Source organism: Kribbibacterium absianum (genome assembly GCF_030067705.1).
Classification (GTDB): Bacteria; Actinomycetota; Coriobacteriia; order Coriobacteriales; family Atopobiaceae; genus Kribbibacterium; species Kribbibacterium absianum.
The window spans coordinates 589,050-614,666 of the sequence record NZ_JASJEX010000001.1 but is presented as its reverse complement, the minus strand read 5'-3'; the positions used below and the strand labels follow the sequence as shown (position 1 = coordinate 614,666).

The following is a 25,617-nucleotide window of genomic DNA, read 5'->3' as shown; positions in this document are numbered from 1 at the left end:
CCCCCCGGAAGAGGAGCGCCCGTTGTGCGTTGGTGCCGCGTGTGCCGCTACTTGGCGGTGACGCCGGTGCCGCTTGCGGCGTCACCGTCGGTCACGGCGTGCATGGCCTTGGCCTCGGCCACGATGCGCTTGCGGTTCCAGAGGGCGAGCACGATGGCGGCGACGGCCAGGACGACCAGGCCGATGCCGGCGCCGAGGGCCCCGACGCGGGTGATCACCCAGGTGAGCGGGTTGGCGCCGTCGCAGATCGAGGAGATCGCGGCCGCGCCGCCCATGTCGAAGTTCACGTTGGCGGCGGCGCTCGTGATGAGCGGCGAGAGGTCGGTCGCGATGTAGAAGCCCACCGCGAGGACGACGATGCCCACGAGCAGGCCGCGGAAGCCGTTCTCCTCGACGATCGGGGTGATGAGCACAAACATGTAGGGGATGCAGGCGAGGTCCGCCAGCGGGATGACCTGGTTCCCCGGGAGCACGAACGCGAGGAACACGGCGACCGGCACGAGGATGAGCGACAGCGTCAGCGTGACGGGGTGGCCGGTGCCCACGGCGGAGTCGAGGCCGATGTACATCTTGCCGCGGTGGGAGAAACGCTTCTGGATGATCTCGGAGGCGGCGTCGGAGATGGGGAGCAACCCCTCCATCAAGAGGGCAGCCATCTTCGGGATGAGCACCATGACGGCGGCCATCGAGACGGCGAGCGCGAGGAAGGACGGGACGGTGGTGCCGTCCTCGAGGGTCTCGGGCAGGAAGCCGTAGCCGGCGAGCAGGCCGATGAGCAGGCCGATGATCGCGCCGAGCAGCACCGGCTCACCGAAGACGCCGAAGCGCTTCTGCATCGAACGGACGTTGATGTTGACGTCGCGCAGACCGGGGACCTTGTCGATGAGCCAGTTCACCGCGTACGCGATCGGCGCGTAGGCGCCGGAGAAGCCGTGGGGGATGGAGACGCCGGGAAGTCCGAGCGACTTCTCCACCTGCGGGGCCGTGAGGTCGCCGATCACGAGGACGATGACCTCGTTGATCACGGCGGCGGCGATGCCGAGCCAAACGCTGTCGCACACGATGGCGACGAGGGCGCCGGTGAACGCGAAGTGCCAGTAGTTCCAGATGTCGACGTCGGCGGTCTGGGTGGTGTTGGTCAGCAGCATGACGAGGTTCACGGCCAAGGCCAGCGGAATGATGATGGTGCCGACGATGGAGCCCATGGCGATCGCGGAGGCGGCCGGCCAGCCCACATCCATCACGGAGAGGGAGAGGCTGAAGCGGTTGACCATGGCCTCGACACCGCCCGCCAGGTCCGTGCCCATGAGCTGGTTGATGACAAGGTTCAGGCCGATGAAGCCGATGCCCACGGTGAGGCCGGCCTTGAGGCTCTTGCCAAAGCCTGCGCCGAAGCAGCAGCCGAGGATGGTCAGCACGATGGGCATGACCACCGAGACGCCGAGGCTCGAGATACCTCCGAATATGGCGACGAGTGCATCCATAGAGGGGCTCCTTTCCCGTGGGGCAGCGACGTGCACACGCGCTCTGCACCTGCAAACGTACGCCAGGGTTTGGCTGAAAACCCACAACGGAGGGAGTCGGGAAGTCCAGCGGTCTCAACGGAAAGGTCAATGGGCGTTGTGGCGCGCGGCAGCGGAAAGTGCGCTAAAGTAGCCGTTTCTCTCGTTACTTGTATCGGAATCAGAGTACAAGTCGATGGGCGCTCGGACGCAAAAACGGGGCGCTGGAAGACGCCCCGCTGCGGCTCAGCGCCGGTGCGGATTCATCGACGGAAGACCCGGGTCAGGCCTCGGGGTCCTTGGTGTCGAGGATCCGGTCGACGGCGCCCTCGAGCTCCTGTTCCTGCGCGTAGCCGCCGTCGAGGGTGTAGATCCCCTCCTCGGAGTCGATGATGGCGCGCTCGATTTGCTGCATCTGTGCGGCGTTCGGGCGCGTGTTCTCGGGCGCGGTCTTCTCGGTGTCGGCCATGGTTGCCTCCTTGTGGGCGGACGGGCGTTGCCGTGTTTCTATCCTCTCTGTCCCTCCCTTTGGCAGATGAATCGCGACGAATCGCAAAAAAGCGGGGCGCGCCACATCGGGGGACGCCGAGCGGCCTCCATGGCATGATGATGGAGCCGTTCGCGGGATTCTGGGCGCGCCGCCGTGCCCCGGGCCCCAGAATGCCTACGAGAATCTGCGGGCCCCGAGAGCCCGCCACCACCCATCAGCGAAAGGGACAGCCATGACCTCCATCCTCGTCGCCTGCGGCTCCGGCATCGCCACCTCCACCGCGGTCTGCAACAAGATCAAGGACCTCCTGGACACCAACGGGCACGCCGGCGACTACACGATCAAGACCACCTCGATCGCCGACGCCGTGCCGTCCTCCGCGAGCGCCGACCTGGTGATCGCCACGACGGTGAAGCCGGACGGCATCGAGTGCGAGTTCATCAACGGGATCCCGTTCCTCACCGGCATCGGGCGCCAGGCCGTCGAGCAGCAGATCCTTGACTTCATGGCGAACCGTTAACGAGCGACGAAGCTGAGGCTGGACGAGGGCGCACGGGGCTCCGCTGAGGGCCCCGTTCGTGTGACCGAGCCCGATGAGAGGGGAGCGCGATGCGCGGGACCTACACCTTCGAGCGCCGCTACTACGTCGTCGACGTCATCGCGGTGGGAGTCTTCTGCGCTGCGCTCGCGCTCTGGGCGGCCTGGGGGCTCATCGGCGGCTCCGCGTTCCCTGTCGGCATCCTCTGGGCGGTCCTGCTCGTGTGCGGCTACCAGGTCTGGAACACGTTCGTGGCGATCGCGAACCCGGAGAAGGTCACACTGACCGACGACGAGCTGGTCTTCCAGGGCTTCGGCCGCACGGACCGGTTCCCGCTCTCGGGGATCCGGGAGCTGAGCGTCCGTGAGGTGGGCGGCAAGGAGAAGCTCTACGTGCGCGTGAACGGGGGCGGCCCGGTCAAGGGGCGCTACTGGGTCCAGGCCGGCCACATGGCCGGCGGCCTCGAGCTGGCCGAGGCCCTCGAGGCTCTGGAGGAGCGCGTGCACCCGGACTCGCTCAAGGCACGGGCGCGCCGCTCTAACCGAGTGTACGCCGAGCACGAGGATCAGATCAAGGCGCGGATCAAGGCTGACAAAGAGGCGGAGAAGGCGCAGAAGCGGGCCAGACGTGCGGCGCGCCCAGGTGCCACGAACGCCGGGGAGCCCAACTAGCGCGTCTGGACGCCCACGCCCGTGATCGCGTGACCGCCGGGCAGAAACACGGAGCTCCACTCCACGGGGTCGCCGCTCTCCAGATAGATGAGCTGGTCGAGCCGAAGGGCCGGCGCCGTCTCCGGGACCCCGAGCACCGCCCCGATGTCTGACCCCGCGAGGACCGCCGTGTAGGACATCTCGGACCAAGCGATGAGCAGGCCCGACGTCTGCTGGACGGCGTCGAACAGGGACACCTGGGTGAGGTCGAGACGCTCGATGCCCGGGCACCGCTTGAGCGGGATCCAGCTGTCGAGGGCCATGAGCGGCGTGCCGGCGGAGTCGCAGCGGAGGCGGTGGGAATGGAGCACGAGGTCGGCCCCGTCCAGGTCGAGGCGCGTCGCGACGTGGGAGGGAGGCGTCACCGCCTCGCGCTCGAGCACCGTGGTCTCGAACCGGATGCCCTGGTCCTCGAGCGCCGCGGCAAAGGAGAGCGGGCGGTTGCCGGTGGGGTGCAGCACGCGGGGCACGCGGACGAAGGTGCCCCGGCCGTGCTCGCTCGTGAGCAGCCCTTCCTGGATCAGCGACTGGAGCGCCCTTCGCACGGTGCCGCGGCTGACGCCGAACTGCTCCATCAGGGCGTGCTCGGAGGGCAGCCGGTCGCCCGGGCCCCACTCCTTCGCGTAGATCTTGCTGCGGATGTGCTCGGCCACCTGGGAGCTCAGGGGCTCGGACGAACGGTCGTTGGCCACAGGCTCCTCGGTCTTTCTGGACGGCCTCGCGGATGGCGCCAAGCTTAGCGCTGAGAGGTGCCCGTCTTTTCGTGGCGGGTTGAAAACCACGGGACCCGAAAAGGACGCTCGCCCAAAAGCGACTTGTACCGTCCCTGCGGAACAAGTAGGATGGCCGCGACTTGTCCCCGCATTCAGCTTGACGAGAGGGCGCCCATGGAACCTGTGAAGCTCGAAAGACCGTTCTTTGTGGTCAATCCCAAGTCCTACCTCTACGGCGAGGATCTCCTGGAGTTGGCCCGTTACACCGACGCGCTCGCCGAAAGGTACGACGTGCAGGTGCTCTTCACGGCCCAGCTCATCGACCTGCCGGCGGTCATCGCGGAATGCCCGCACCTGATCCCCTGCGCGCAGTACATGGAGTCCCTCACCCCCGGGCGAGGGATGGGGCACGTGCTCCCCGAGGCCCTCGCTGCGGCTGGCGTCAAGGCCACGTTCCTCAACCATGCGGAGCTGCCGCTCACGGTCCACGAGCTGGCGCTCACGATCCAGCGCGCCCGCGAGGTGGGCATCGTCACGGTGGTCTGCGCCGACTCCGTCGAGGAGGGAAGGGCCATCGCGCAGCTGCACCCCGACGTCATGGTGTGCGAGCTCAACAGCCTCATCGGCACCGGTCAGGTGGCGGGGGAGGACTACATGCGCGGCTCCACCGAGGCCGTGAAGGCGATCTCGCCCGAGACCCTCGTCCTCCAGGCGGCGGGCATCCACAGCGGCCAGAACGTCTACGACGCGATCATGTGCGGCGCCGACGCGTCGGGGGGCACGTCGGGCATCGTCGCCGCCGAGGACCCGCACGCGGTGCTCGACGACATGTTCGCCGCGCTCGACCGCGCTCGCGCAGAGATCGCCGCAACGATCGAAGCGGAGGGCTGACCATGACGGTGCACAAAGGGACGGTCACCTGCGAGACCGTGGCGGGCAAGCCCACCTACGTCGACATCACCGACGGCGTGCGGGGCATCGTGGCCGAGAGCGGCATCGTCGAGGGCATCGCCGTGGTCATCTCCTGCCACACCACCTGCGCGGTCTTCTCACAGGAGTACGACCACGACCACACGCCGGCGGGGGACACGTTCCTCCAGGCGGACCTCTCCGACGGCCTCGGGCGCATCTTTCCCGAGCAGCACGACTGGAGCACCTACCGGTATCCCGGCCTTCAGCACTTCGAGGAGGTGGAGACCTGGCCGGAGCTTGAGAAGTGGCTGCCCGGCGGCGACCGCACCCAGCTCTGGAACGGCGACGCTCACCTCCGCTCCGTCGTCGTGGGGTCTAGCCAGACCTTCGAGGTCTCGAACGGCGCGCTCAACATGAACGGCCTCGCGAGCATCTACCTTGTGGACTTCGACCGCTGTCGCGAGCGCACGCGCCGCGCCCGCGTGGTCGTGATCGGCGAGTAACCCCCAAGCCCCTGGAAAGGACGTCCCATGCTCGTCAACCTCACCGACATCCTGGCCGTCGCAAGCCAGCGGAACATGGCCGTCGCGGCCTTCAACTGCCCGAACTTCGAGATGCTCCGGGCGGCCGTCGACGCCGCCGAGGGCACCGGGTTCCCCGTGATCGTCGCCCACGCGCAGTCCCATGAGGCCTTCGTCCCCATCGAGCAGATCGGCCCGGCGATGCTCGAGCTGGCCGACGCCTCGAGCGCGATGGTCTGCGTGCACCTGGACCACGGCGAGGACCTCGGCCTCGTGCGCCGTGCCCTCGACCTCGGGTTCACCGGCGCGATGTACGACGGCTCCACGCTGCCCTACGAGCAGAACGTGGCCAACTCCCTGCGCGCCCGTGCCATGTGCGACGAGTTCGACGCCGGGCTGGAGTGCGAGATCGGCTCCATGGGCGCGAGCGAGGGAGGCGCGGGCCAGCTGGCGCACGAGACGGCCGCCGTGTACACCGACCCGGCCGAGGCCGCCCGCTTCATCGCCGACACCCAGTGCGACGCGCTCGCGTGCTCGTTCGGCACCGTCCACGGCCTGTACAAGGGCGAGCCGCACCTCTCCTTCGACGTGCTCCGCGAGATTCGCGAGCTCTCGGGCCTCCCGCTTGTGATGCACGGAGGCTCCGGCGTCTCGGACGCCGACTACCATGCGGCCATTGACGCGGGCATCCGAAAGATCAACTACTACACCTACGGATCGAAGTACGCTGGCGAAGCGGCAACGGCCGTGATAGACGCCGCCCGTGACGAGGGACGCCCGGTCTTCTGGGACGACCTCTGCGCCGCCGCCTACGACCGCCTGCTGGCCGAGGCCTCGCGCGTGATAACGACCTTCGCCAACGACGCCAAGCCGGTCATGAGGCCGCGCGGCTAACGAGAGGAGCGAGCGATGGGCACGGTCGACGTGAGCCTCATCAAGCCTGAGCTTGTGTTCTTCGACATCGACGCCGAGGACGCGGACGACCTCTTCGCCCAGCTGGGCGCACGGCTGGACGAGAGGGGCTACATCAAGGACACCTGGTACGACGCCGTGAGGGAGCGCGAGGCCGCGTATCCCACGGGGCTCGCGTGCGAGTCCATCCAGGTCGCCATCCCGCACGTGGACCCGGAGCACATCGGGCGGCCCTACATCGCGGTGGTGCGGCCGGCAAAGCCGGTGCCCTTCACGCACATGGCCGGGCTCGACGTCCCGGTGAACGCGGAGCTGGTGATCAACCTCGGGCTGCTCGCGCACGCCGAGGACCAGGTGGCCGTGCTCCAGGCTCTCATGAACATCTTCATGGACGACGCCAAGGTGGAGGAGCTCCGGCGCCAGACCACCGAGGAGGGCATGGCGGAGACGCTGGCGCGCCTTTGCGTCGAGGCGGCGGAATAGGCGCCAAGCGCATCGATGCGCGGTTGAGAAGGCGGCGCAGCCGGGCTTCCGTCCCGACCGCGCCGCTTTGGTTCGCGTGATGGTTGCGGCGTTTTCTCTGAAGGAACCGAGGGACAGGAGCCCCCGGAGTATGCTCGGATGGTTACGCCAGCGTAAGGCCGCAGGAATGTGGGTCAGGTTGGAGGCTCTCCAGTGACCATCTTCGAGGACACGGCCCCGCAAGGGGACCGTCACCGTCCGTTGCGAGTGGCGATTCTCGGCTGCTCCGGCTCCATCGGCACCCAGGCGCTCGACGTGTGCCGCCAGCATCCCGACGAACTGGACGTGGTCGCCCTGTCGGTGAACTCGAGCCTGGGCGCGCTCGTCAAGGCCGCCCGAGAGTTCGACGTCAAGCAGGTGGCCGTGGCCGAGTCGGCCCGTGCGGCGGACCCGGTCCTCGATGACCTGCCCAAGGGCTGCCAGGTTCACAAGGGCGAGCGCGGCGTCACCGAGCTCTGCCGCCTGCCCGAGGTGGACTGCGTCCTCGACGCCGTCGTGGGCGAGGAGGGCATCTGGGCCGCGTACACCGCGCTCGAGGAGGACAAGATCCTCGCCTGCGCCAACAAAGAGGCCTTCGTCTCCGGTGGCGACCTCCTCATGCCCATGGCGAAGCCGGGCCGGCTTCTGCCCATCGACTCCGAGCACGCGGCCATCTACCAGTGCCTCACGGGCCAGCGGAGCAACGAGATCTACCGCATCTGGCTCACGTGCTCGGGAGGCCCGTTCTACGGCTGGACCCGCGAGGAGCTCGAGACCGTCACGCCGCGCATGGCCCTCTCGCACCCCACCTGGCACATGGGGCCCAAGATCTCCATCGACTCGGCGACGCTCATGAACAAGGGCCTCGAGGTCATCGAGGCCCACCACCTGTTCCAGGTGGGCATCGACGACGTCTACGTGCTGATCCACCGTCAGTCCAAGATCCACTCGATGGTCGAGTTCTGCGACGGTTCGACGATGGCGCAGCTCGGTGCCAGCGACATGCGCATCCCGATCCAGTACGCGCTGTCGTACCCGGACCGCTGGGACACGCCGGCGGACCGTATCGACTACCGCAGGATGCACGAGTTCACGTTCGCCAAGCCGGACCTCAAGACGTTCCGCTGCTTCGACCTGGCGCTCACGGCGGGGCGCACCGGCGGCACGATGCCGTGCGCGATGAACGCCGCCAACGAGGTGGCGAACCTGGCGTTCCGACGGGGGCGCATCGGCTTCTGCGACATCGACCGCACCATCGAGCGGGTCATGGAGCAGACCGAGGTGGAGCCGGTGCAGTCGCTCGAGCAGCTGGCGGACGTGGACGCGCGGGCCCGCGAGCGCGCCGGCAAGGTCATCGACGGCATTCAGCGATAATGACCCGGTGACAGAGACAGACAGACCGTGACGCCCGACCGGCCCTCGAGGCCCGTCGGGCGTCGACAAGCGACGAAGGTGATCGTTCGTGAAGATGCTCGAGAAGATGAGCCGACTCTACGCCCCCACGCTCAAGGAGGACCCGACCGAGGCGGACCTGGCGAGCCACAAGCTGCTGCTGCGCGCCGGCATGATCCGCAAGACGGCGAGCGGCCTCTACTCCTACCTGCCGCTGGCCTGGCGGTCCCTTGAGAAGATCGAGACGATCGTCCGCGAGGAGATGGACTCCCACGGAGGCCAGGAGGTGCTCCTGCCGGTCCTGACGCCCGCCGAGCTGTGGCGCGAGTCCGGACGTTGGGACGTGTACGGCCCGGAGCTCATGCGCGTCCAGGACCGCCACGAGCGCGAGTTCGCGCTCGGCCCCACGCACGAGGAGACGATGACGGACCTCGTGAACCACGAGCTCAAGAGCTACAAGCAGCTGCCCCAGAACCTCTACCAGATCCAGCAGAAGTTCCGCGACGAGCTGCGCCCCCGATTCGGCCTCATGCGCGGCCGCGAGTTCATCATGAAGGACGCCTACTCCTTCGACGCCGACGAGGCGGGGCTCAAGGCGACCTATGACCAGATGTACGACGCCTACGACCGGATCTTCAAGCGCTGCGGCCTACACTGCGTGCCGGTGGCGGCGGACTCCGGCCAGATCGGCGGCTCCTCCTCCATCGAGTTCATGGCGCTCGCCGAGTACGGCGAGGCCGCCATCGTGCACTGCGACCAATGCGGCTACGCCGCGGACGAGGAGGCGGCAACCGCGGTGATCGCCGTGGCCGACGGCCCCGCGACGCCCGACGGCGAGATGGTCGAGCTCGACACCCCGGGCGCGCACACCATCGAGGAGGTCGCCGCCCTGCTCGGCGTCGACCGGTCGGCGACCCGCAAGTCCATCGCGCTCGTCAACGGCGTGGGCGAGCCGGTCGTCGCGATCGTGCCGGGCGACCACGAGCTCAACGACGTCAAGGCGAGCCACGCGTTCGGCGACTACCGGCTCATGACGGACGAGGAGCTCGAGTCCCTCGGCCTCGTCAAGGGCTGCATCGGCCCCGTCGGGCTCCCGGAGGGCGTCCTCTGCGTGTGCGACATCTCGCTCCAGCAGTCCCTCTCGTGGCTCGTGGGCGCGAACCTGCCCGAGAAGCACCTGGCCGGCGCGTGCCCGGGCCGCGACTTCACGCCGGACGAGTGGCTCGACCTCGCGAGCGCGAAGGCCGGCGACCGGTGCCCCGAGTGCGGGGCACCGCTCAAGGAGGCCCGCGGCATCGAGGTGGGCCAGATCTTCCAGCTGGGCGACAAGTACTCTCGCGCGCTGCACGCGACGTTCCTCGACCAGGACGGCAAGGAGCGGTTCTTCCAGATGGGCTGCTACGGCATCGGCGTGACGCGCACCCTGGCCGCCGTGGTCGAGCAGTCCCACGACGAGGCCGGCATCGTGTGGCCGGTGCCCGTCGCGCCCTTCGAGGTGGAGGTCCTCCCCTTGGACGTGTCCGACGACCTCGTGTGGCCGGCGGCCCAGCGACTGGCTGACGAGCTTGCGGCCCTCGGCGTGCAGACGCTGCTCGACGACCGCAAGGAGCGGGCCGGCGTCAAGTTCAACGACGCCGACCTGCTCGGTCTGCCGTACCAGGTGGTGCTCGGCAAGCGCGGCGTGAAGAACGGCACCGTCGAGCTCAAGGACCGCGCCGACGGCGAGCGCACGGACGTGCCGCTCGAGGACGTGGCATCGCAGGTGGCGGGCCTCGTCGATGCTCGGAGGATGTAGATGGCGAGGCCGACGTGGCGCGAGCGCCGCGCGCACAAGAAGGCCGAGGGGGAGGAGCGGGCGCGCCAGCAGCGCGTGGCCGGCCAAAAGCCGCTCTTCCCCAAGGTGTCGCGCACCGGGGCCATCGTCCTGTGCTCGGTCATGGGGGCGCTCTTCATCCTGTCCGTCCTCTGGCGCCTGGGGCCGGGCGCGATTCGCGCGGCCACCATGCCCACGGCACAGACCACCGACGGCATGGCTATCAACGCCGAGGGCACGACGATGGTCTACAAGCCCGGTGACTACCAGGTGGGGACGAACCTGCCGGCAGGGGAGTACAAGTTCCTCGCCGCGGGCGGTGCCTGCGCGGTGTCGCTCTATCGCAACGGCGAGCCGTACTGGGAGCAGGTGGTGAGCGAGCAGGACTGGCTCACCCTTGAGGACGGCCAGGCGGTGCGCGTCACGAACGGCTCCTTTGTGAAGGCCGACGACGTGTCAGTGCAGGACAGGACGGAGCTCTCCGCCGGGTCCGTGTACAAAGTGGGCGTGGACTGCCCGGCGGGCACCTGGACGCTGACCCCGGTGGACGGGGACGGCTACCGCTCCTACACCGTGACGGGGCAGCGGATCTTGGGGTCGACTCCTGAGGTTGTCTCGGACGGCACGCTGACGGGGTCCGTGGAGGTTGACCTCCATGCCGGGGAGTACCTGGTCCTCGGTCAGGCCACGGCCGTGATGATGCGATAGACGTCTGCCCCGGATTGGCCTCGTCGCGCGCATGCGCCGATTCGGGGTCAACTGTTGCATGCTGTGCCCCGTATCGTCCCGGTTCCGGTTGAAACCTCCCAAAACGGCGGCCGGCTGCCGGCACCGGGCCGATACGGGGCAAACCGTTTGAAGCCTTGCCCCGTCGAGGGCGGTTCGCGCGAGGCAGGCGATTCGGGGCAGGCAGCGAGGGCTGCTCGCGAGACAGGCGGTTCCGGGCACGTGGTCTGGGGGTCTTACCGGTGGGGGAGCTCGGTCATTGCGTCTATATGGTCCGCTGCCGCGACGGCTCCCTCTACACGGGGTATGCTCGCGACGTGAACGCGCGCGTGGCGGCCCACAACGCCGGCTCCGGTGCCAAGTACACGAGGTCGCGGCGTCCGGTCGCGCTTGCTGCATGGGCCGACCTCGAGGACCGGCATCGTGCCCTGTCAGCCGAGTGGCGCATCAAGCGCCTCACCAAGGGCGCCAAAGAGGCTCTCGTGACCCGGTACCAGGCGAGCCCGGGCGACTTTCGCCGGTCGGTCCTTCGACTGCTCGGCGAATCTGGGTAGGGCCGCAACAGGAAAGGAGCGCCATGGACGAGAAGGAGCAGCCCCTTGAGGGCTTGGGCCTCGACGGGGAGGGCTTGGACCTCGACGAGGAGGAGCGCGCGATGATGGAGGCCTACGCCCCGGTCGCGCCTGTCGCGCACGTGCCGGACGACTTCCGGAGCGGGTTCGTGGCGCTCGTCGGCCGTCCGAACGCGGGGAAGTCCACCTTGCTCAACGCGTGCCTCGGCAACCATGTGGCCATCACGAGCCCGGTGGCGCAGACCACGCGCAAGCGGCTCCGCGCCGTGGTGAACCGCCCGGACTGCCAGATCGTGATCGTGGACACGCCGGGGCTGCACAAGCCCAAGGACGCCCTCGGCAAGGAGCTCAACAAGCAGGCGCTGGCGGAGCTCTCCGACGTGGACGTGGTCGCGATGCTGCTCGACGCCACCAAACGGTTCGGCACCGGCGACGCGTGGGTCGCGAGCCATGTGGCCAAGAGCCGCTGCGCGCGCTTGCTCGTGGTGACGAAGGCCGACAAGGCCAGCCAAGAGCAGGTGGACGCGCAGGTGGCGGCGGCATCCGAGCAGTGCGCCTTCGACGACGTGGTGGTCACCTCGGCCGTGGAGGGCTACAACGTCGACGCGTTCCTCGACCTCGTGGCCGGCTACCTGCCGTTCGGTCCTCGCTGGTTCCCCGAGGACATGCCCTGCGACGCCACGGACGAGGAGCTCGCGGCCGAGTTCGTGCGCGAGAAGGTGCTGCTCAACTGCCGCGACGAGGTGCCCCATTCGGTGGGGGTGCTCGTGGAGGACCTCGTGTGGCGCAGCCAGGGCCGGTGCTCGGTGACCGCCACCATCTTCGTGGAGCGCGAGAGCCAGAAGGGGATCCTCGTGGGCAAGGGCGGCTCGATGATCAAGCGCATCGGGACCGAGGCCCGGCAGGACCTCGAGCGCCTCTGGGGCGCCCGCGTGTTCCTCGACCTGCAGGTGAAGGTGCGTGCCGCCTGGCGCCGGGATGCCAACCAGGTGCGGCGCTTTGGCTACAGCGCCGACGAGTGAGCCATGGCCGGCCGGAACACGTACCGCACGAGGGCGCTCGTGCTCCAGCACACGCGCCTGTCCGAGACGGACCTGATCCTCACGCTGCTGCGCGAGAACGGCGAGCAGGCCCGCGCGGTCGCGAAGGGCGCGCGTAAGCCGGGCGGTCGCCTGGCGAGCCGGGTGCAGCTGTTCTCGACCATCGACGTCCTGCTGGCCCGCGGTCGGTCCCTCGACGTGGTGGCCGAGGCGGCGCTCGAGGACGCCCGGCCGCGGCTGACCGGCGACCTCGACAAGTTGTCCGCCGGGGCTGCGGTGCTCGAATGCGCTCGGCTCACCTGCTACGAGGACGCCCCGGACCCGTTCCTGTACCCAGTGACGGCGCGGACGCTCGATGTGATGGCCGGCACCGACGACCCGCAGTCCCTCGCGGTGTTGGCCTCGGCGCACCTGTTCAAGGTGCTCTCCCACCAGGGCTGGCGCCCCGAGACCCGCAGCTGCGTGGCGTGCGGCGACGAGCATCCGACGCGCTTCTCGGCCATCGCGGGCGGCGCGCTCTGCGAGTCCTGCGCCCGCGACGTGGAGGGTGCGACTCCTGCGACCGAGAACCAGCTGGCGTGGGTCGACGCGCTCGTCGGCGCGAGGCTCGACGTTCTGGCGGGGTCGGCCTGCGACGTGGGCACGGCCAGCTGGCTGGCGACGCAGGCCCACCTCTGGGGCACGACCCATCTGGAGGCTCGGCTCAAGGCCTGGGAGTTCCTGCTCTCTTTGTGAGACGGCCGGTCCTGCGGCTGGGAGGGCCGGTGCGCGAGAGAGGGGGGGCCGAGGGCCTCGCTCTGATGTGGACGCGACGCGCCGGCCGGGCTTCTCGGCTCATCGGGGATGCCAGCGTGCTATGCTGCACCAGTTGTCAGTCCGTACCCCGTCCCTGGACGCTCGCTGCACCGGCGGCGCACCCGGAGCGGGGCGAATGCATCGAAAGAAAGGTGCGAAGCATGACCGTTTCCAAGGAGCGCAAGGCGGAGCTCGTCCGCGAGTTCGGCAAGAACGAGCAGGACACCGGGTCCCCTGAGGTCCAGGTCGCGATCCTCACCGACCGCATCAAGGAGCTCACCGAGCACATGAAGACCCACAAGAAGGACTTCCACACCCGTCGTGGCCTGCTGATGCTCGTCGGCAAGCGCCGCCGCCTGCTGTCCTACATCAAGCACAACGACGTCGAGAACTACCGCCAGCTGATCGCCAGGCTCGGCATCCGCGACAACATCCAGTAAGCATCGCACGGAACGGGGCGCCTGCGGGCGCCCCTTTTCATAGCGGCGGCTGAAAAGCAGCCGTTGAGGCGCCTGACGGAACGCGGCGCCGCCGGGCGGCCCGGAGGGTCCGGTCTGCTCGTTAGTTTGCGAACGGCCGCAAAGGGGCGGCCGAGATAAGAGGCACCATGACCAAAGTCACGCACGAGTTCGACCTCTACGGCAAGCACTACTCCCTCACCTCCGGCGAGCTCGCCAAGCAGGCCACCGGGGCCTGCGTCGTCCGCCAGGGGGACTCGGAGGTGCTCGTCACCGCTGTGGTCTCCAAGGAGCGCAAGGATTACGACTTCTTCCCGCTGACGGTGGACTTCATCGAGAAGATGTACGCCGTCGGGCGCATCCCGGGCGGCTACCTCAAGCGCGAGGCCCGTCCGTCCGAGAAGGCCACCCTCACCGCCCGCATGATCGACCGCCCGCTGCGCCCGTCGTTCCCCGACGGCTTCCGCAACGAGGTGCAGGTGGTCGCGATGCCGCTCGTGGCCGACCAGGTCGACCCGGTGGACACCATCTGCGTGATGGCCGCGAGCGCCGCCCTCACCATCGGCGGGGTCCCGTTCGAGGGGCCGCTCGCCTGCGTGCGCGTCGCGCGCGACACTGAGACCGGCGAGCTGCTCGTGAACCCCACCTACGAGGAGCGCGACGCGTCCGACCTCGACCTCGAGCTCGCCGGCACGAGCACGTTCATCTCGATGCTCGAGGCCTCCGGCGACGAGGTCTCCGAGGAGGACATGCTCGACGCCATGGCATTCGGCCAAGAGGCCATCGCCGCGTTCTGCGCCGAGCAGGAGGCCTTCTTCCAGAAGTGGGTCGAGGCCAACGGCCCCATCCAGCCCAAGACCTATGAGCTGGACACGCCCAACGAGGAGGTGCACGACCTCGTCTTCTCGCACTACGACGAGATGAGCGCCGCCCTCAAGGACGCCGACAAGCAGTCCCGCACCACGAAGGTGGCCGAGCTCAAGGACGCCATCCGCGCCGAGTTCACCGAGGACCAGCGCCGCGAGTGGTCCCGTGCGATCAACGTGGAGCTGAAGTCCCTCGAGAAGCACGCGATGCGCGAGATGGTCGTCGAGACCGGCGAGCGCGTCGACGGGCGCACCCCGACCGAGATCCGCCCGCTCATGATCAAGCCGGACTACCTGCCGCTCGTGCACGGCTCCGGCCTTTTCCAGCGCGGCCAGACCCAGGTGCTCTCCGTCTGCACCCTCGGCATGCTCAACGAGTGGCAGCGCCTCGACACCATCGAGCCGGTGGACGGCAAGCGCTACATCCACCACTACAACTTCCCGCCCTTCTGCACCGGCGAGACCGGCCGCATGGGCGCCCCGAAGCGCCGCGAGATCGGCCACGGCAACCTGGCCGAGCGCGCCCTGCTCCCGGTGATCCCCTCCGAGGAGGAGTTCCCCTACACGATCCGTGTGGTCTCCGAGGTCATGGAGTCCAACGGCTCCAGCTCTATGGCCTCCACCTGCGGCTCCACGTTGGCGCTGATGGACGCCGGCGTGCCCCTCTCCGCCCCGGTCTCCGGCATCGCGATGGGGCTCATCCAGGAGAACGGCAAGACGGTCGTGCTCTCGGACATCCAGGGCCTCGAGGACTTCCTCGGCGACATGGACTTCAAGGTGACCGGCACCGAGCGCGGCATCACCGCCATGCAGATGGACAACAAGGCCACCGGCCTCACGCCCGAGATCCTCACCCAGGCGCTGCGTCAGGCCAAGGAGGGCCGTCACCACATTCTCGAGGCCATGCTCGCCGCGATCCCCGAGCCGCGCCACGGCACCAAGGAGACCGCTCCGTCCATCATCACGCTCACCATCCCGGTGGACAAGATCCGCGACGTCATCGGCTCCGGCGGCAAGGTCATCCGCGGCATCCAGGACGACACCGGCGCCACCATCGACATCCAGGAGGACGGCACCGTCTTCATCGCTGGCGTCGGCGGTGCGGGCGACGAGGCCGCCGAGCGCATCAAGGCCATCGTCAAGGTGCCCGAGGTGGGCGAGGAGTACATCGGCCGCGTCGTGAACATCCAGCCCTTCGGCGCGTTCGTCGAGCTGCTGCCGGGCAAGGACGGCCTGCTCCACATCTCCCGCGTGGCCAAGGGCCGCGTCGAGAAGGTGGAGGACGTGCTCGAGATCGGCGACGAGGTCAAGGTGCAGGTGCTCGAGGTGGACGAGAAGGGCAAGATCAGCCTCGACCGCCTCGACAAGCCCGAGGCTCCCAAGCCGGCGCATCACGACAACGGCAAGGGCGACGGCCAGAAGCGCGAGCGCAGGCCGCGCCGCAAGCCGGGCGACAAGGGCGAGACGCCCAAGGCCGACGCGCCGCAGCAGACCTCGCGCAAGTTGCGGCGCCACCACGAGGGCTAAAGGCGCGACGCTGAGATTGCGCTTCTCGGAGACGCGGACATTGCAACTCTGAGCCCAGCGGGGCCCCGAACTTGCCATCTGAGTGTTGAGGTGGCGGTTCGGGGCCCTGTTCCGTTGAGAAGCGCAATGTGACCCACAACTGCGATCTGAAGCGGTCGCGCCGGTGCATGGAGTCTGCACATGTGTTCGGTACACTCAGACTTCGGCGCCAACGCTGCGCTTTTTCTTTTGCTTGTGGAGACAGGCTCGACCTGTCTTTTTATTTGAACTGACGGTGGCCGCGCGCGGCACAGACGAACGGAGTACCAGCACACCCATGGCAAAGAAGAAACCCGCCCTCAAGGTCATCCCGCTGGGTGGCCTCGACGGCATCGGCAAGAACATGACGGCGGTCGAGTACGGCAACGACATGCTGCTCATCGACGCGGGCCTGATGTTCCCGGACGACGACCAGCCCGGCATCGACCTCGTGCTGCCCGACTACACCTACGTGCTCGAGAACGAGCACAAGCTCAAGGGCATTCTCATCACCCACGGGCACGAGGACCACACGGGCGCTCTGCCGTACCTGCTGCAGGACCTGCGCAACCGCGTGCCCATCTACGCGAGCCGCATGACGCTCGGCATGATCAAGGGCAAGCTCGAGGAGCACCACCTGACCGAGCAGCCCGTGGTCGAGGTCCAGGGCGGCGAGCACATCGACCTCGGCGCGCTCGGCGTGGACTTCTTCGCGATGACCCACTCGATCCCCGGCGCGCTCGGCCTCTACATCCAGTCGCCGCAGGGCACGTTGCTCCACACGGGCGACTTCAAGCTGGATCAGACGCCCATCGACGGCGTCGTGCCGGACTACCACGCGCTCAACCGCTTCGGCGCCGAAGGCGTGGACCTGCTCCTCTCGGACTCCACGAACGCGACACGGCCGGGCTTCACCGGTTCTGAGGCGAGCGTCGGGGCGAGCCTCCGCCACATCATCAAGAACGCCCCGGGCCGCGTCTTCGTGGCGTGCTTCTCGAGCCACATCCACCGCCTCCAGCAGGTGTGCGACGCCGCTGTGGCCGTGGGCCGCAAGGTGGTCGTGACCGGCCGCTCGATGGTGACCAACACGAAGGTGGCCCGCGAGCTCGGGTACCTCAACATCCCGGCCGACGACATCATCGACGCCTTCGATGTGGACGACGTGCCCGACGACAAGATCGTGGTGCTCTGCACCGGCTCCCAGGGCGAGCCGCTCTCGGCGCTGGCCCGCATGGCCAATGGGGAGCACCGTTCGCTCTCCATCGGCCCGGACGACACGGTGATCATCTCCGCGACCCCGGTGCCCGGCAACGAGAAGTCCGTGCAGAACATCGTCAACGCCCTCGCGCGCATTGGCTGCACCGTGTTCGACAAGTCCAACGCCCTCGTGCACGTGTCGGGCCATGGCTCTCAGGAAGAGCTCAAGCTCATGCTGGCCATGGTGCGCCCGAAGTTCTTCGCGCCGGTCCACGGCGAGGCGGTGCACCTCCGCGCCCATGCCAAGCTCGCAATCTCCATGGGCATCGAGCCCGACCACATCTTCGTCCTCGACAATGGCGACACGCTCGAGATGCGCGACCACAAGGTCAAGATCGGCCAGCCGGTGGAGTCGGGCGTGGTGTACGTCGACGGCATGCGCGTGTCCGACGCCGACCCGGTGGTCCTCCGCGACCGTCAGAAGCTGTCGAACGACGGCATCGTGACCTGTGTCGTCACCGTCAACGCCCGCACCCACAAGGCGCTCGAGGTTGACGTCTCGGCCCGCGGCGTGTCGTTCGCGGACGACGGGGACGTCATCAACGGCGCCCAGGACGCGGTTCGCGCGACGGTGGACCGCGCGAGCGAGAAGGCCGGCTGGACCGTGGACGCGTCCCGCCGCGCCGTCCGCAACTCGCTGAGCAACTACCTGTGGCAGGCCACGCACACGAAGCCGATGATCGTGCCCGTCGTGATGGAGGTCTAGGGCGACCGCGCAGAGCGGGCGTGGGTCACGGCCTGCGACCTCGGATGCGGGCCGGCGCCGCTTCGACGTGAGGGCTCGGAGCGGCACTCGCTGTTTGCGGCGGGGCGGACTGCCTTGGGCACCGTCCGCCCCTGCCGCTGCCCTCGTGGCACAATGAAGTGCCCGAGCGGCGGCTCGTCCCTATTGGGCCGCTTTGCTCCGCGCCGCTGCGTCGCCGCGTCAAACGGGCGCGCTTGGAGGGTCGTCACTGCGGCTCCCACGGGACGGCTGGCGCCGCACACTGTTTGGCAGAGAGGGAGGTTCTCACCGGATGCCCCGTCAACGCACCTCAAACGCATCTTCCAAGGCACCCAACAAGAAGCAGCCGAACCGCTCGAAGCAGCCTCGCGGGGCTGCCCATTCTTCTCGGGCGGCTGAGCGCCCGGGCGTCGTCTCCGCCTCTGCGTGGCACGACATCGCCGGCGTGGCCCTCGTGGTGGTGGCGGTCGCGCTCGGGCTCTCTCTGGTGAGCCCCTCGGAGGCCGTGCTCGCCGACGCTGCGCGCACGTTCCTCACCTACGGATTCGGTGTGGGGGCCATGCTCGTTCCCTGCGCCCTGCTGCTGTATGCGGTCACGTTCTTCGTTCCCGACGAGGAGGGCGCGCCGGTCTCCGCCCGAGCGGCCCTCGGCCTGACCTTGGTGGTGACCGCGATCCTCGGGCTCCTGTCCGCGTCCGGGGCCGCTCCTGTCACCCAGGACTTCTCGGGCGTCGCCAGCGCGGTGTTCTCCGACGCCTGGCTCACCGCGCACGGCGGCTACTGGGGCGGTGCCTTGGCATGGCTGTTCCTGTCCCTCTTCGGGCCGGTCATCACGACCGTCGTCCTCGTCGGCCTGATCGTGGCCGGGCTCGTGGTGTGCGGGCTCTCCATTTCGGGCATCGTCGCCCGCCTGCGCGACGCCCGGCACGAGGCGGCCGAGAGCTTCCAGCAGCGACGGAGCGAGCGACTCGCCGCACAGGCGGCGGAGCCGGCGCCTGCCGCGCCCACCCAGGTGTTGCAGGGCCGTAAGGCGGCGGGCTCCCGCGGCCGCGCCGGGAAGGACAAGGACAAGACCACCTACCTCGGCGCCCGGAAGACGACCGTGCTCAAGCGCGAGGACGCTCCGGCGCCCGGCGCCAAGGTGCACCCGCCCCTCGAGGACCTGCCGACCGAGGCGACCGACGAGCTCGCGACGCCGGAGGTGAACCTCGACCTGTTGAACGATGACGACTGGCAGGCGGAGGCTGAAGGAACGGCCGAGGGGCGTTCCAACGACATGCCGGAGCACGTGGCCGACTACGCAGAAGTGGAGGACGACGTGGACGAGGACGTCGCCGCGCCGCTGCCCGTGGCCGCGGTGGGCTCGGCTGACAAGCCCCGCGAGCGCCGTCGGGGCAACACGAAGAAGGCGGGTGCCACGCCCCCGTGGATGCCCGTTGCGGACCCTGCTGGAACCGAGGAGGCCGCAGCGGAGTCCGCTGCCGACATTGCGGCCGCCGCCGTTGCCGAGGAGGGCGGGGGCGCAAAACTCAAGGCGCCCAAGGACCTCAAGCGCCCTGGCGACGCCAGCGCGGCCATCGAGCTGCCCCCGATGTCGATCCTCCACTCGAACCCCACGTCGGCGGCATCGAGCTCGAGCGAGGCCGAGCTGCGCCAGACGGCGGAGCGTCTGCAGTCGACCCTCGAGGAGTTCGGCCTCAAGAGCCGTGTGAAGGGCTGGGTCTCCGGCCCCCTCGTCACCACGTTCAAAATCGAGATGGGGGAGGGGGAGCGCGTCAACAAGATCACGAACCTCGAGGACGACATCGCGCTGTCGCTCGCGGCCACGTCGGTGCGCATCTTCGCGCCGATCCCTGGCACCTCCCTTGTGGGCATCGAGATCCCCAACTCCAAGCGCAACAACGTGTGCCTGGGCGACGTCCTGCCCTTCGCTGACGGTGGCCCCTTGCAGGTGGCCGTGGGGCGCGACTCCGAGGGTCGCCCAACGGTCATCGACCTCGCCGGGCTCCCGCACCTGCTCGTCGCAGGCACCACGGGCTCCGGCAAGTCCGTGATGCTCAACGGGTGCATCATGTCAATCCTCATGCGCGCGACCCCCGACCAGGTGCGCCTCATCATGGTGGACCCCAAACGGGTCGAGTTCACGGGATACTCGGGCCTGCCGCACCTCTATGTGCCGGTGGTGAACGAGCCCCAGAAGGCCGCGAGCGCCCTTCAGTGGGCGGTGAGCGAGATGGAGCGGCGCCTCAAGATCTTCGAGCGCGCCGGTGCCCGCGACATCAAGTCCTACAACAAGATGGTGGCGGACGGGAAGTTCGCCGACGCGGCCGCGCCCCCCGACCACATGCCGTACTTCGTCATCGTGATCGACGAGCTCGCCGACCTCATGATGGTGGCGGGCAAGGACGTGGAGGCCTCGATCGTCCGCATCGCGCAGCTCGGCCGCGCGGCCGGCATCCACTTGATCGTTGCCACGCAGCGCCCCTCGGCCGACGTGGTCACCGGCCTGATCAAGGCCAACATCGACAACCGCGTGGCGCTCTCGGTGGACAACGGCATGAACAGCCGCATCATCCTCGACCAGATGGGAGCCGAGAAGCTGCTCGGCAACGGCGACATGCTCGTCAAGCTGCGGGGCAAGAAGCCCAAGCGCGTCCAGGGCTGCTACGTGAGCGACCCGGAGATCGAGGAGGCCGTCTCCTTCATCCGCGACCAGGGCGAGCCCGAGTACCACGACGAGATCCTCTCGGCGGTGTCCCCGAGCCCAGTCTCCACGGGGGCACAGGAGCTGGACGAGGACGACGACCCGCTGCTCTGGGAGGCTGCGCAGATCGTTGTGGACTCTCAACTGGGTTCCACCTCGGGTCTCCAGCGCCGTCTCAAAGTGGGCTACGCTAGGGCGGGCCGCATCATGGACATGCTCGAGCACAAGGGCGTGGTGGGGCCGCCGGATGGCTCCAAGCCCCGCGACGTCCTCTTGGACGCCGCAGGCCTCGAGGAGCTCAAAAGCGCAGACGCTCTGTACAGGGAGGTGTAGCCACCGATGTCTCGTCCGAGGTTCAGCGAGTTCCTCTCGAACCGGCGTCGGCAGCTTGGCCTCTCCATCGCACAGGCGGCCCGCGTCCTCAAGCTGAAGGACCAGGTGCTCGTCGCCTTCGAGGAGGGCGACTGGGACCGTATCCCGCGAGCCGGGTACGCCCAGGGCATGCTGTCCAGCTATGCCCGCTACCTGGGTCTCAACCCGCGCGAGGTCATCGACCTGTTCCAGGAGGACCTGCACGCCTACAACGCGGGCAGCCAGTCGAGGAGGCGCTCGTCGTCGCGGTCCGACGCGTACGGCGACGACCCCCTCTATGAGCTGCCCAACACCACCGCCTCGTCTCCGCGTGCCCACACGCCGGGGCCCGGAACCGACAAGGATCTGTACGGTTCCGCTGGGCCGGCGGGCTCGATCGTCTCCGGGAACTCGGTGAGCGGCACCTACCTCAACAACGGCACGCCGCTGGTGAGCGGTCGCGCGGCCGGGTACTCCGAGCGGTACCTCGCCGAGAACGGCGGCATCCCCGGCGAGCAGGGCGAGACGCGCCGGTACACGTCCCGCTCCGCCCGCACAACGTCGCGGAACGGTTCGCAGCGCACGGGCCAGCGACAACAGCCGCAGCGGGGTCGCCGCGCCCAGGACAACGCGCGGCGCCTCCCCTCGAGCGAGATCCAGACGCGCCGGGCATCGTCCTTTGACGACGACCTGCGCTACGACCAAGCGAGCGGCTACGAGTCCGCCTCGAGCTCCCAGGGGCGTTCCGCCTCGCACAACATCGCTCGTCCCGACCGCCCGAACGTCCGGCGGCGCCCCTCCGCCCAACAGCGGGCCTGGGCGGCGTCGTCGAAGCCGCCCAAGAGCGGCGTCGCCGGCGTCATCGAGGCGTGGTTCTCGGACCAGCGGCGCACCATGCTCACGGTGTTCGTGCTCGTCGCGGTCGTCCTGATCGTCATCATCACGTTCTCGGTGCGCAGCTGCGTGGCCCAGGACACGTCGACGGCCAAGGCGGACACCACCACCGCCGTCACCACGACAACGACGACCACCTCGTCGAACGGCACCTCCACAGAGACCGGCACCGAGGGCTCCTCGGCCTCGAAGGACACCGACGCCGCCTCGGCCGACAAGCAAGCGGCCGACGCCAAGAAGCCCGTGACCGCCGACGTCAAGGTGGCCGACGGTGCCGTCGCCTGGATCGAGGTGCTCAACGGGGGCAAGTCGCTCGTGGCCGGCACGCAGACCGGCCCCTGGGAGGAGAGCTACACGGTGGACGGCTCGCTCACGGTCCGCACCGACGACCCCACCGACGTCACCGTGACGGCAAACGGCGACCCCGTGAAGTTCGAGACAATGGTCTCGGGCATCGGCACGGCGACGGTCGAGGGGCCGTCGGCCGATGACGCGGGCGCGACGAGCGACGGCGCCGACACGTCCGGCGCCGACCAAGCGAGCGGCTCGGGCTCGGATGCGTCGAGCGCGTCCGGCTCCGATTCCGGCACTTCCAGCACCACGACCTCCTAGGCCGGGTGCCCCTGACCCGAGAGAGGAAACCATGGCCAAGGACTCATCCTTCGACGTCGTCTCGACCGTCGACCTTCAAGAGGTGGACAACGCCGTCCAACAGGCGGCCCGTGAGCTCACCCAGCGCTACGACCTCAAGGGGTCCGGCGCCACGCTCGAGCTCTCGAAGCCCGACAAGACCATCACCGTGACGGCGCCGGCCGACTTCGTCGCGCGCCAGGTCATCGACCTGCTCAACGGACGCCTGCACCGCCGTGGCGTCGACCTCAAGGCGGTGGCCTGGTCCGACCCGCAGACCATCGGCGGCGGCAAGGTGCGCCTCGTGGGCACCGTCGTGATGGGGATCGACCAGCCGACGGCAAAGGCCATCTCGAAGGCCGTGCGCGACAAGAAGCTCAAGTGCAAAGTGACGGTGGAGGACGAGAAGGTGCGCGTCTCGAGCCCGTCCAAGGACACCCTCCAGCAGGTGATCGCGTTCCTCCGCGATCAGGACTTCGGCATCCCCCTGCAGTTTGTGAACTACCGATGAGCGGCGCTGCGAGCGAGGCCCCGTCGTTTTTGATCGTGACGCTCGGGTGTGCCAAGAACGAGGTGGACAGCGACCGCATGCGCGCGCTGTTGCTCGAGGCCGGGTACCGGGAGGCCGAGGGCGTCGAGGACGCCGACGTGGCTCTGATCAACACCTGCTCGTTCCTTGCGAGCGCCACGTCCGAGTCCATCGAGGCCACGCTCGAGCTGGCACAGGCCGTGGAGGACGGTGTCCGTGACCTGCCCATCGTGATGTGCGGGTGCGTGCCGTCCCGTTACGGCGACGAGCTCCCCGGCGAGCTTCCCGAGGTGGCCGCCTTCGTGCGCACCGACGAGGAGGACGGCATCGTGGGGGTCGTGGACGGGGTGCTCGGGCGCGAGGGGGGCGAGGCCCGAGGCGCCAGCGGGGTCCTGCGCACCGTGGAGGGCACGAGCGCCTATGTGAAGATCAGCGACGGGTGCGACCGGTTCTGCTCCTTTTGCGCCATCCCGTACATCCGCGGGCGCTATGCCTCGCGGCGCCCCGAGGAGATCGAGGCCGAGGTGCGCGGGCTGCTCGACCAGGGCGTCCGCGAGATCGTGCTGATCGGCCAGGACACCGGCATCTACGGCCAGGACCTTGCGGACGTGCCGACGCTCGCGGCGCTGCTGCGGCGCCTGGACGCCATCGCTGCGCCCTATGGGGCCTGGCTCCGCGTTCTCTATTTGCAGCCGGAGGGCATGACCGACGAGCTGATCGCGGCGTTCCGCGAGCTGCCGAGCCTCTTGCCCTACATCGACATCCCGATCCAGCACTGCAGCGAGCGGGTGCTCAAGGCCATGAACCGCTCCGGGGACCCGGAGTCGCTCAAGGCTCTGTTCGAGCGCCTGAGGCGCGAGGTCCCGGGCATGGTCCTGCGCACCACGGCCATGGCCGGCTTCCCCGGGGAGACCGTCGAGGAGGCGGCCGAGCTCGAGGAGTTCCTGGCCGACGTTGGATTCGACTACGTGACCGTGTTCGCGTTCTCGCCGGAAGAGGGCACGCGGGCGGCCGAGCTGCCCGACCAAGTGCCCGAGGACGAGAAGCTCCGGCGCACGCAACGGCTCGTCGACGTGGCCGAGAGCCTGGGCTTCGCCGCCACGGCCGCCCACGTGGGCGAGCGGGTGGACGTCATCGTGGATGGCGTGGACCCCGACGTCGAGCCCCCCGAGCTGATCGCCCACGCGTGGTTCCAGGCGCCGGACAGCGACGGTGTCGTGCACATCGCCGAGGGAGAGGCCACCGTGGGCGAGCGCCTGACGGTGGACCTCGTCGACTCGTTCTGCTACGAGCTGGTGGGGGAGCCGACCGTCTCGCCGTCCCCCGAGACCGAGGAGGGTTGATGGGCCAGGAGGGGTCCGAGCGTCTGTGGACGCCCGCCAACATCGTGACGTTGGTGCGCGTCGGGTGCGTCTTCCTGTGGGTGCTGGCGGCGCAGCTCGCGGGCGCGCCCGTGGCGGGCGTGCCCGTGTCGTGGCCGCACCTGTGGTGCGGCGTCTTTTTCGGCCTCATCGCGGGAACCGACTCGCTCGACGGTCACTTGGCCCGCTCTCGCAACGAGGTGACCACCTTCGGGAAGTTCCTTGACCCTATTGCCGACAAGCTCGTCGTGGTGTGCGCGCTGCTCGTGCTCATGGATTGGGGCCTCGTGTCGCTGTGGGTGATCGTGATCATCGTCGCGCGCGAGTTCCTGGTCTCCGGGCTCCGCATGGTCGTGGCCGGGAAGGGCACCGTCGTGGCCGCCTCGATGCTGGGCAAATGGAAGACCGCCACCACGATGGGCGCGATCGGAGGGTATCTGGCCTGCACGGCATTCCCGATGGGCTGGTTCGGCGCCCTGCTCTTCTGGGCGTCCTCTGTGGCGATGGCGGTCGCCGTGATCCTCACCGTGTGGTCCGGCTGGGACTACCTCAAGTCTTGTTGGCCGGACGTGCGCGGATGAGCGGGGTCACTGCGGCCGACGTGCTGCAAGCGCTCCGAGACCGTGGCCTCACCGCGGGAACGGCGGAGTCTTGCACCGGCGGCCTCGTCGCCGGGGAGCTGACTTCTGTTCCCGGCTCGTCCGATGTCGTGCTCGGGGGCGTGGTCAGCTACGCCTTCTCGGTGAAGGAGCGGCTCCTCGGGGTGCCGGCCGAGGAGCTTGACGCCCATGGCGCGGTCACGGAGACCTGCGCCCGGCTCATGGCGGCAGGGGCGAAGGAGGCCATTGGCTGCGACGTGGCCATCTCTGTCACCGGCATCGCCGGTCCCGGGGGCGAGGAGCCGGGAAAGCCCGTGGGCACCGTGTGGCTCGCGGTCGATGCCCCCGGCCTGGTTCGCGCGGAGCGTCACTGGTTCCCGGGCGGTCGCGACGAGGTGCGGCGCCAGGCCGTTGTCGCCGCGCTCGAGCTTGTGATGTCTGCGGTCCGGGCAATCCAATCCTGAACGTTTTGTGGAGCGCGCCGGAGGGCTCCTGCGCCGCTGTTTGGCCAAGGGTGTCATAACGGCGCCGGTAGCTGCGGGTTGACAGATTGTGCGACGGC

24 protein-coding genes are annotated in these 25,617 nt (G+C 68.8%); 21 read left to right on the top strand and 3 right to left on the bottom strand.

What is annotated here, in order from left to right; translation table 11 throughout:
- Window positions 1-47: 47 nt before the first annotated feature.
- Together QJ043_RS02750 and QJ043_RS02745 are read right to left on the bottom strand one after the other, a co-directional pair.
- Complete coding sequence (locus tag QJ043_RS02750; RefSeq protein ID WP_283712637.1) at window positions 48-1,484, bottom strand: PTS galactitol transporter subunit IIC; 1,437 nt, start codon at window positions 1,482-1,484, stop codon at window positions 48-50.
- Between the two features lie 301 nt (window positions 1,485-1,785).
- Window positions 1,786-1,971, bottom strand: coding sequence for a hypothetical protein (locus tag QJ043_RS02745; RefSeq protein WP_283712636.1), 186 nt, complete (start codon window positions 1,969-1,971; stop codon window positions 1,786-1,788).
- Between the two features lie 253 nt (window positions 1,972-2,224).
- Here QJ043_RS02745 and QJ043_RS02740 point away from each other — a divergent pair, with 253 nt between their 5' ends.
- On the top strand, window positions 2,225-2,512 hold the full coding sequence (locus tag QJ043_RS02740) for a PTS sugar transporter subunit IIB (RefSeq protein WP_283712635.1): 288 nt from the start codon (window positions 2,225-2,227) through the stop codon (window positions 2,510-2,512).
- Between the two features lie 89 nt (window positions 2,513-2,601).
- The gene (locus tag QJ043_RS02735; RefSeq protein ID WP_283712634.1) at window positions 2,602-3,201 is read left to right on the top strand and encodes a hypothetical protein; all 600 of its coding nucleotides are present in this window, start codon (window positions 2,602-2,604) and stop codon (window positions 3,199-3,201) included.
- On the opposite strand, the gene QJ043_RS02730 is transcribed toward QJ043_RS02735, so the two are convergent.
- Entirely contained in the window at window positions 3,198-3,932 is a 735-nt protein-coding gene (locus tag QJ043_RS02730; protein ID WP_283712633.1) for a GntR family transcriptional regulator, read from the bottom strand. The genes QJ043_RS02735 and QJ043_RS02730 overlap by 4 nt on opposite strands.
- 195 nt (window positions 3,933-4,127) lie before the next feature.
- On the opposite strand from QJ043_RS02730, the gene QJ043_RS02725 reads away from it, so the two are divergent.
- The 19 genes from QJ043_RS02725 to QJ043_RS02635 all read left to right on the top strand — a co-directional run bounded on the left by QJ043_RS02725 (window position 4,128) and on the right by QJ043_RS02635 (window position 25,519).
- Window positions 4,128-4,844: a triose-phosphate isomerase gene (locus QJ043_RS02725; RefSeq protein ID WP_283712631.1), complete on the top strand. Its 717-nt coding sequence runs from the start codon at window positions 4,128-4,130 to the stop codon at window positions 4,842-4,844.
- A 2-nt stretch (window positions 4,845-4,846) separates the two neighbouring features.
- Window positions 4,847-5,368: a YjbQ family protein gene (locus QJ043_RS02720; protein ID WP_283712630.1), complete on the top strand. Its 522-nt coding sequence runs from the start codon at window positions 4,847-4,849 to the stop codon at window positions 5,366-5,368.
- 27 nt (window positions 5,369-5,395) lie between these two features.
- A complete protein-coding gene (locus tag QJ043_RS02715; protein WP_283712629.1) occupies window positions 5,396-6,280 on the top strand; it encodes a class II fructose-bisphosphate aldolase in 885 nt (294 codons plus the stop codon).
- Between the two features lie 15 nt (window positions 6,281-6,295).
- On the top strand, window positions 6,296-6,781 hold the full coding sequence (locus QJ043_RS02710) for a PTS sugar transporter subunit IIA (protein WP_283712628.1): 486 nt from the start codon (window positions 6,296-6,298) through the stop codon (window positions 6,779-6,781).
- Between the two features lie 192 nt (window positions 6,782-6,973).
- Complete coding sequence (gene dxr, locus QJ043_RS02705; RefSeq protein ID WP_283712627.1) at window positions 6,974-8,173, top strand: 1-deoxy-D-xylulose-5-phosphate reductoisomerase; 1,200 nt, start codon at window positions 6,974-6,976, stop codon at window positions 8,171-8,173.
- Between the two features lie 94 nt (window positions 8,174-8,267).
- Window positions 8,268-9,986: a proline--tRNA ligase gene (locus QJ043_RS02700; RefSeq protein WP_283712691.1), complete on the top strand. Its 1,719-nt coding sequence runs from the start codon at window positions 8,268-8,270 to the stop codon at window positions 9,984-9,986.
- Window positions 9,987-10,712 (top strand): hypothetical protein, encoded by a 726-nt coding sequence (locus tag QJ043_RS02695; protein ID WP_283712626.1) that lies wholly within the window; start codon window positions 9,987-9,989, stop codon window positions 10,710-10,712.
- Window positions 10,713-10,999: 287 nt separating this feature from the next.
- Window positions 11,000-11,284 carry a GIY-YIG nuclease family protein gene (locus QJ043_RS02690; RefSeq protein WP_283712690.1) on the top strand — a complete coding sequence of 95 codons (285 nt, stop codon included), beginning with the start codon at window positions 11,000-11,002 and terminating at the stop codon, window positions 11,282-11,284.
- Between the two features lie 104 nt (window positions 11,285-11,388).
- A complete protein-coding gene (gene era, locus QJ043_RS02685) occupies window positions 11,389-12,324 on the top strand; it encodes a GTPase Era (protein ID WP_283712689.1) in 936 nt (311 codons plus the stop codon).
- A 3-nt stretch (window positions 12,325-12,327) separates the two neighbouring features.
- Window positions 12,328-13,077, top strand: a complete 750-nt coding sequence (gene recO, locus QJ043_RS02680) for a DNA repair protein RecO (protein WP_283712625.1) — start codon at window positions 12,328-12,330, stop codon at window positions 13,075-13,077.
- Window positions 13,078-13,298: 221 nt separating this feature from the next.
- Entirely contained in the window at window positions 13,299-13,577 is a 279-nt protein-coding gene (gene rpsO, locus QJ043_RS02675) for a 30S ribosomal protein S15 (protein ID WP_283712624.1), read from the top strand.
- A 167-nt stretch (window positions 13,578-13,744) separates the two neighbouring features.
- Window positions 13,745-15,988 (top strand): polyribonucleotide nucleotidyltransferase, encoded by a 2,244-nt coding sequence (locus tag QJ043_RS02670; RefSeq protein WP_283712623.1) that lies wholly within the window; start codon window positions 13,745-13,747, stop codon window positions 15,986-15,988.
- Window positions 15,989-16,304: 316 nt separating this feature from the next.
- A complete protein-coding gene (locus tag QJ043_RS02665; RefSeq protein ID WP_283712622.1) occupies window positions 16,305-17,969 on the top strand; it encodes a ribonuclease J in 1,665 nt (554 codons plus the stop codon).
- A gap of 310 nt (window positions 17,970-18,279) precedes the next feature.
- Window positions 18,280-21,024 (top strand): FtsK/SpoIIIE family DNA translocase, encoded by a 2,745-nt coding sequence (locus QJ043_RS02660; protein ID WP_283712621.1) that lies wholly within the window; start codon window positions 18,280-18,282, stop codon window positions 21,022-21,024.
- Between the two features lie 6 nt (window positions 21,025-21,030).
- Entirely contained in the window at window positions 21,031-22,548 is a 1,518-nt protein-coding gene (locus QJ043_RS02655) for a helix-turn-helix domain-containing protein (RefSeq protein WP_283712620.1), read from the top strand.
- A 31-nt stretch (window positions 22,549-22,579) separates the two neighbouring features.
- A complete protein-coding gene (locus QJ043_RS02650) occupies window positions 22,580-23,077 on the top strand; it encodes a YajQ family cyclic di-GMP-binding protein (protein WP_283712619.1) in 498 nt (165 codons plus the stop codon).
- Window positions 23,074-24,438 carry a 30S ribosomal protein S12 methylthiotransferase RimO gene (rimO, locus tag QJ043_RS02645; protein WP_283712618.1) on the top strand — a complete coding sequence of 455 codons (1,365 nt, stop codon included), beginning with the start codon at window positions 23,074-23,076 and terminating at the stop codon, window positions 24,436-24,438. Before QJ043_RS02650 ends, rimO begins: the two co-directional genes overlap by 4 nt.
- Complete coding sequence (gene pgsA / locus QJ043_RS02640; protein ID WP_283712617.1) at window positions 24,438-25,037, top strand: CDP-diacylglycerol--glycerol-3-phosphate 3-phosphatidyltransferase; 600 nt, start codon at window positions 24,438-24,440, stop codon at window positions 25,035-25,037. Before rimO ends, pgsA begins: the two co-directional genes overlap by 1 nt.
- On the top strand, window positions 25,034-25,519 hold the full coding sequence (locus tag QJ043_RS02635) for a CinA family protein (protein WP_283712616.1): 486 nt from the start codon (window positions 25,034-25,036) through the stop codon (window positions 25,517-25,519). The genes pgsA and QJ043_RS02635 overlap by 4 nt, the downstream gene beginning before the upstream one ends.
- The last annotated feature ends 98 nt before the right edge of the window (window positions 25,520-25,617 follow it).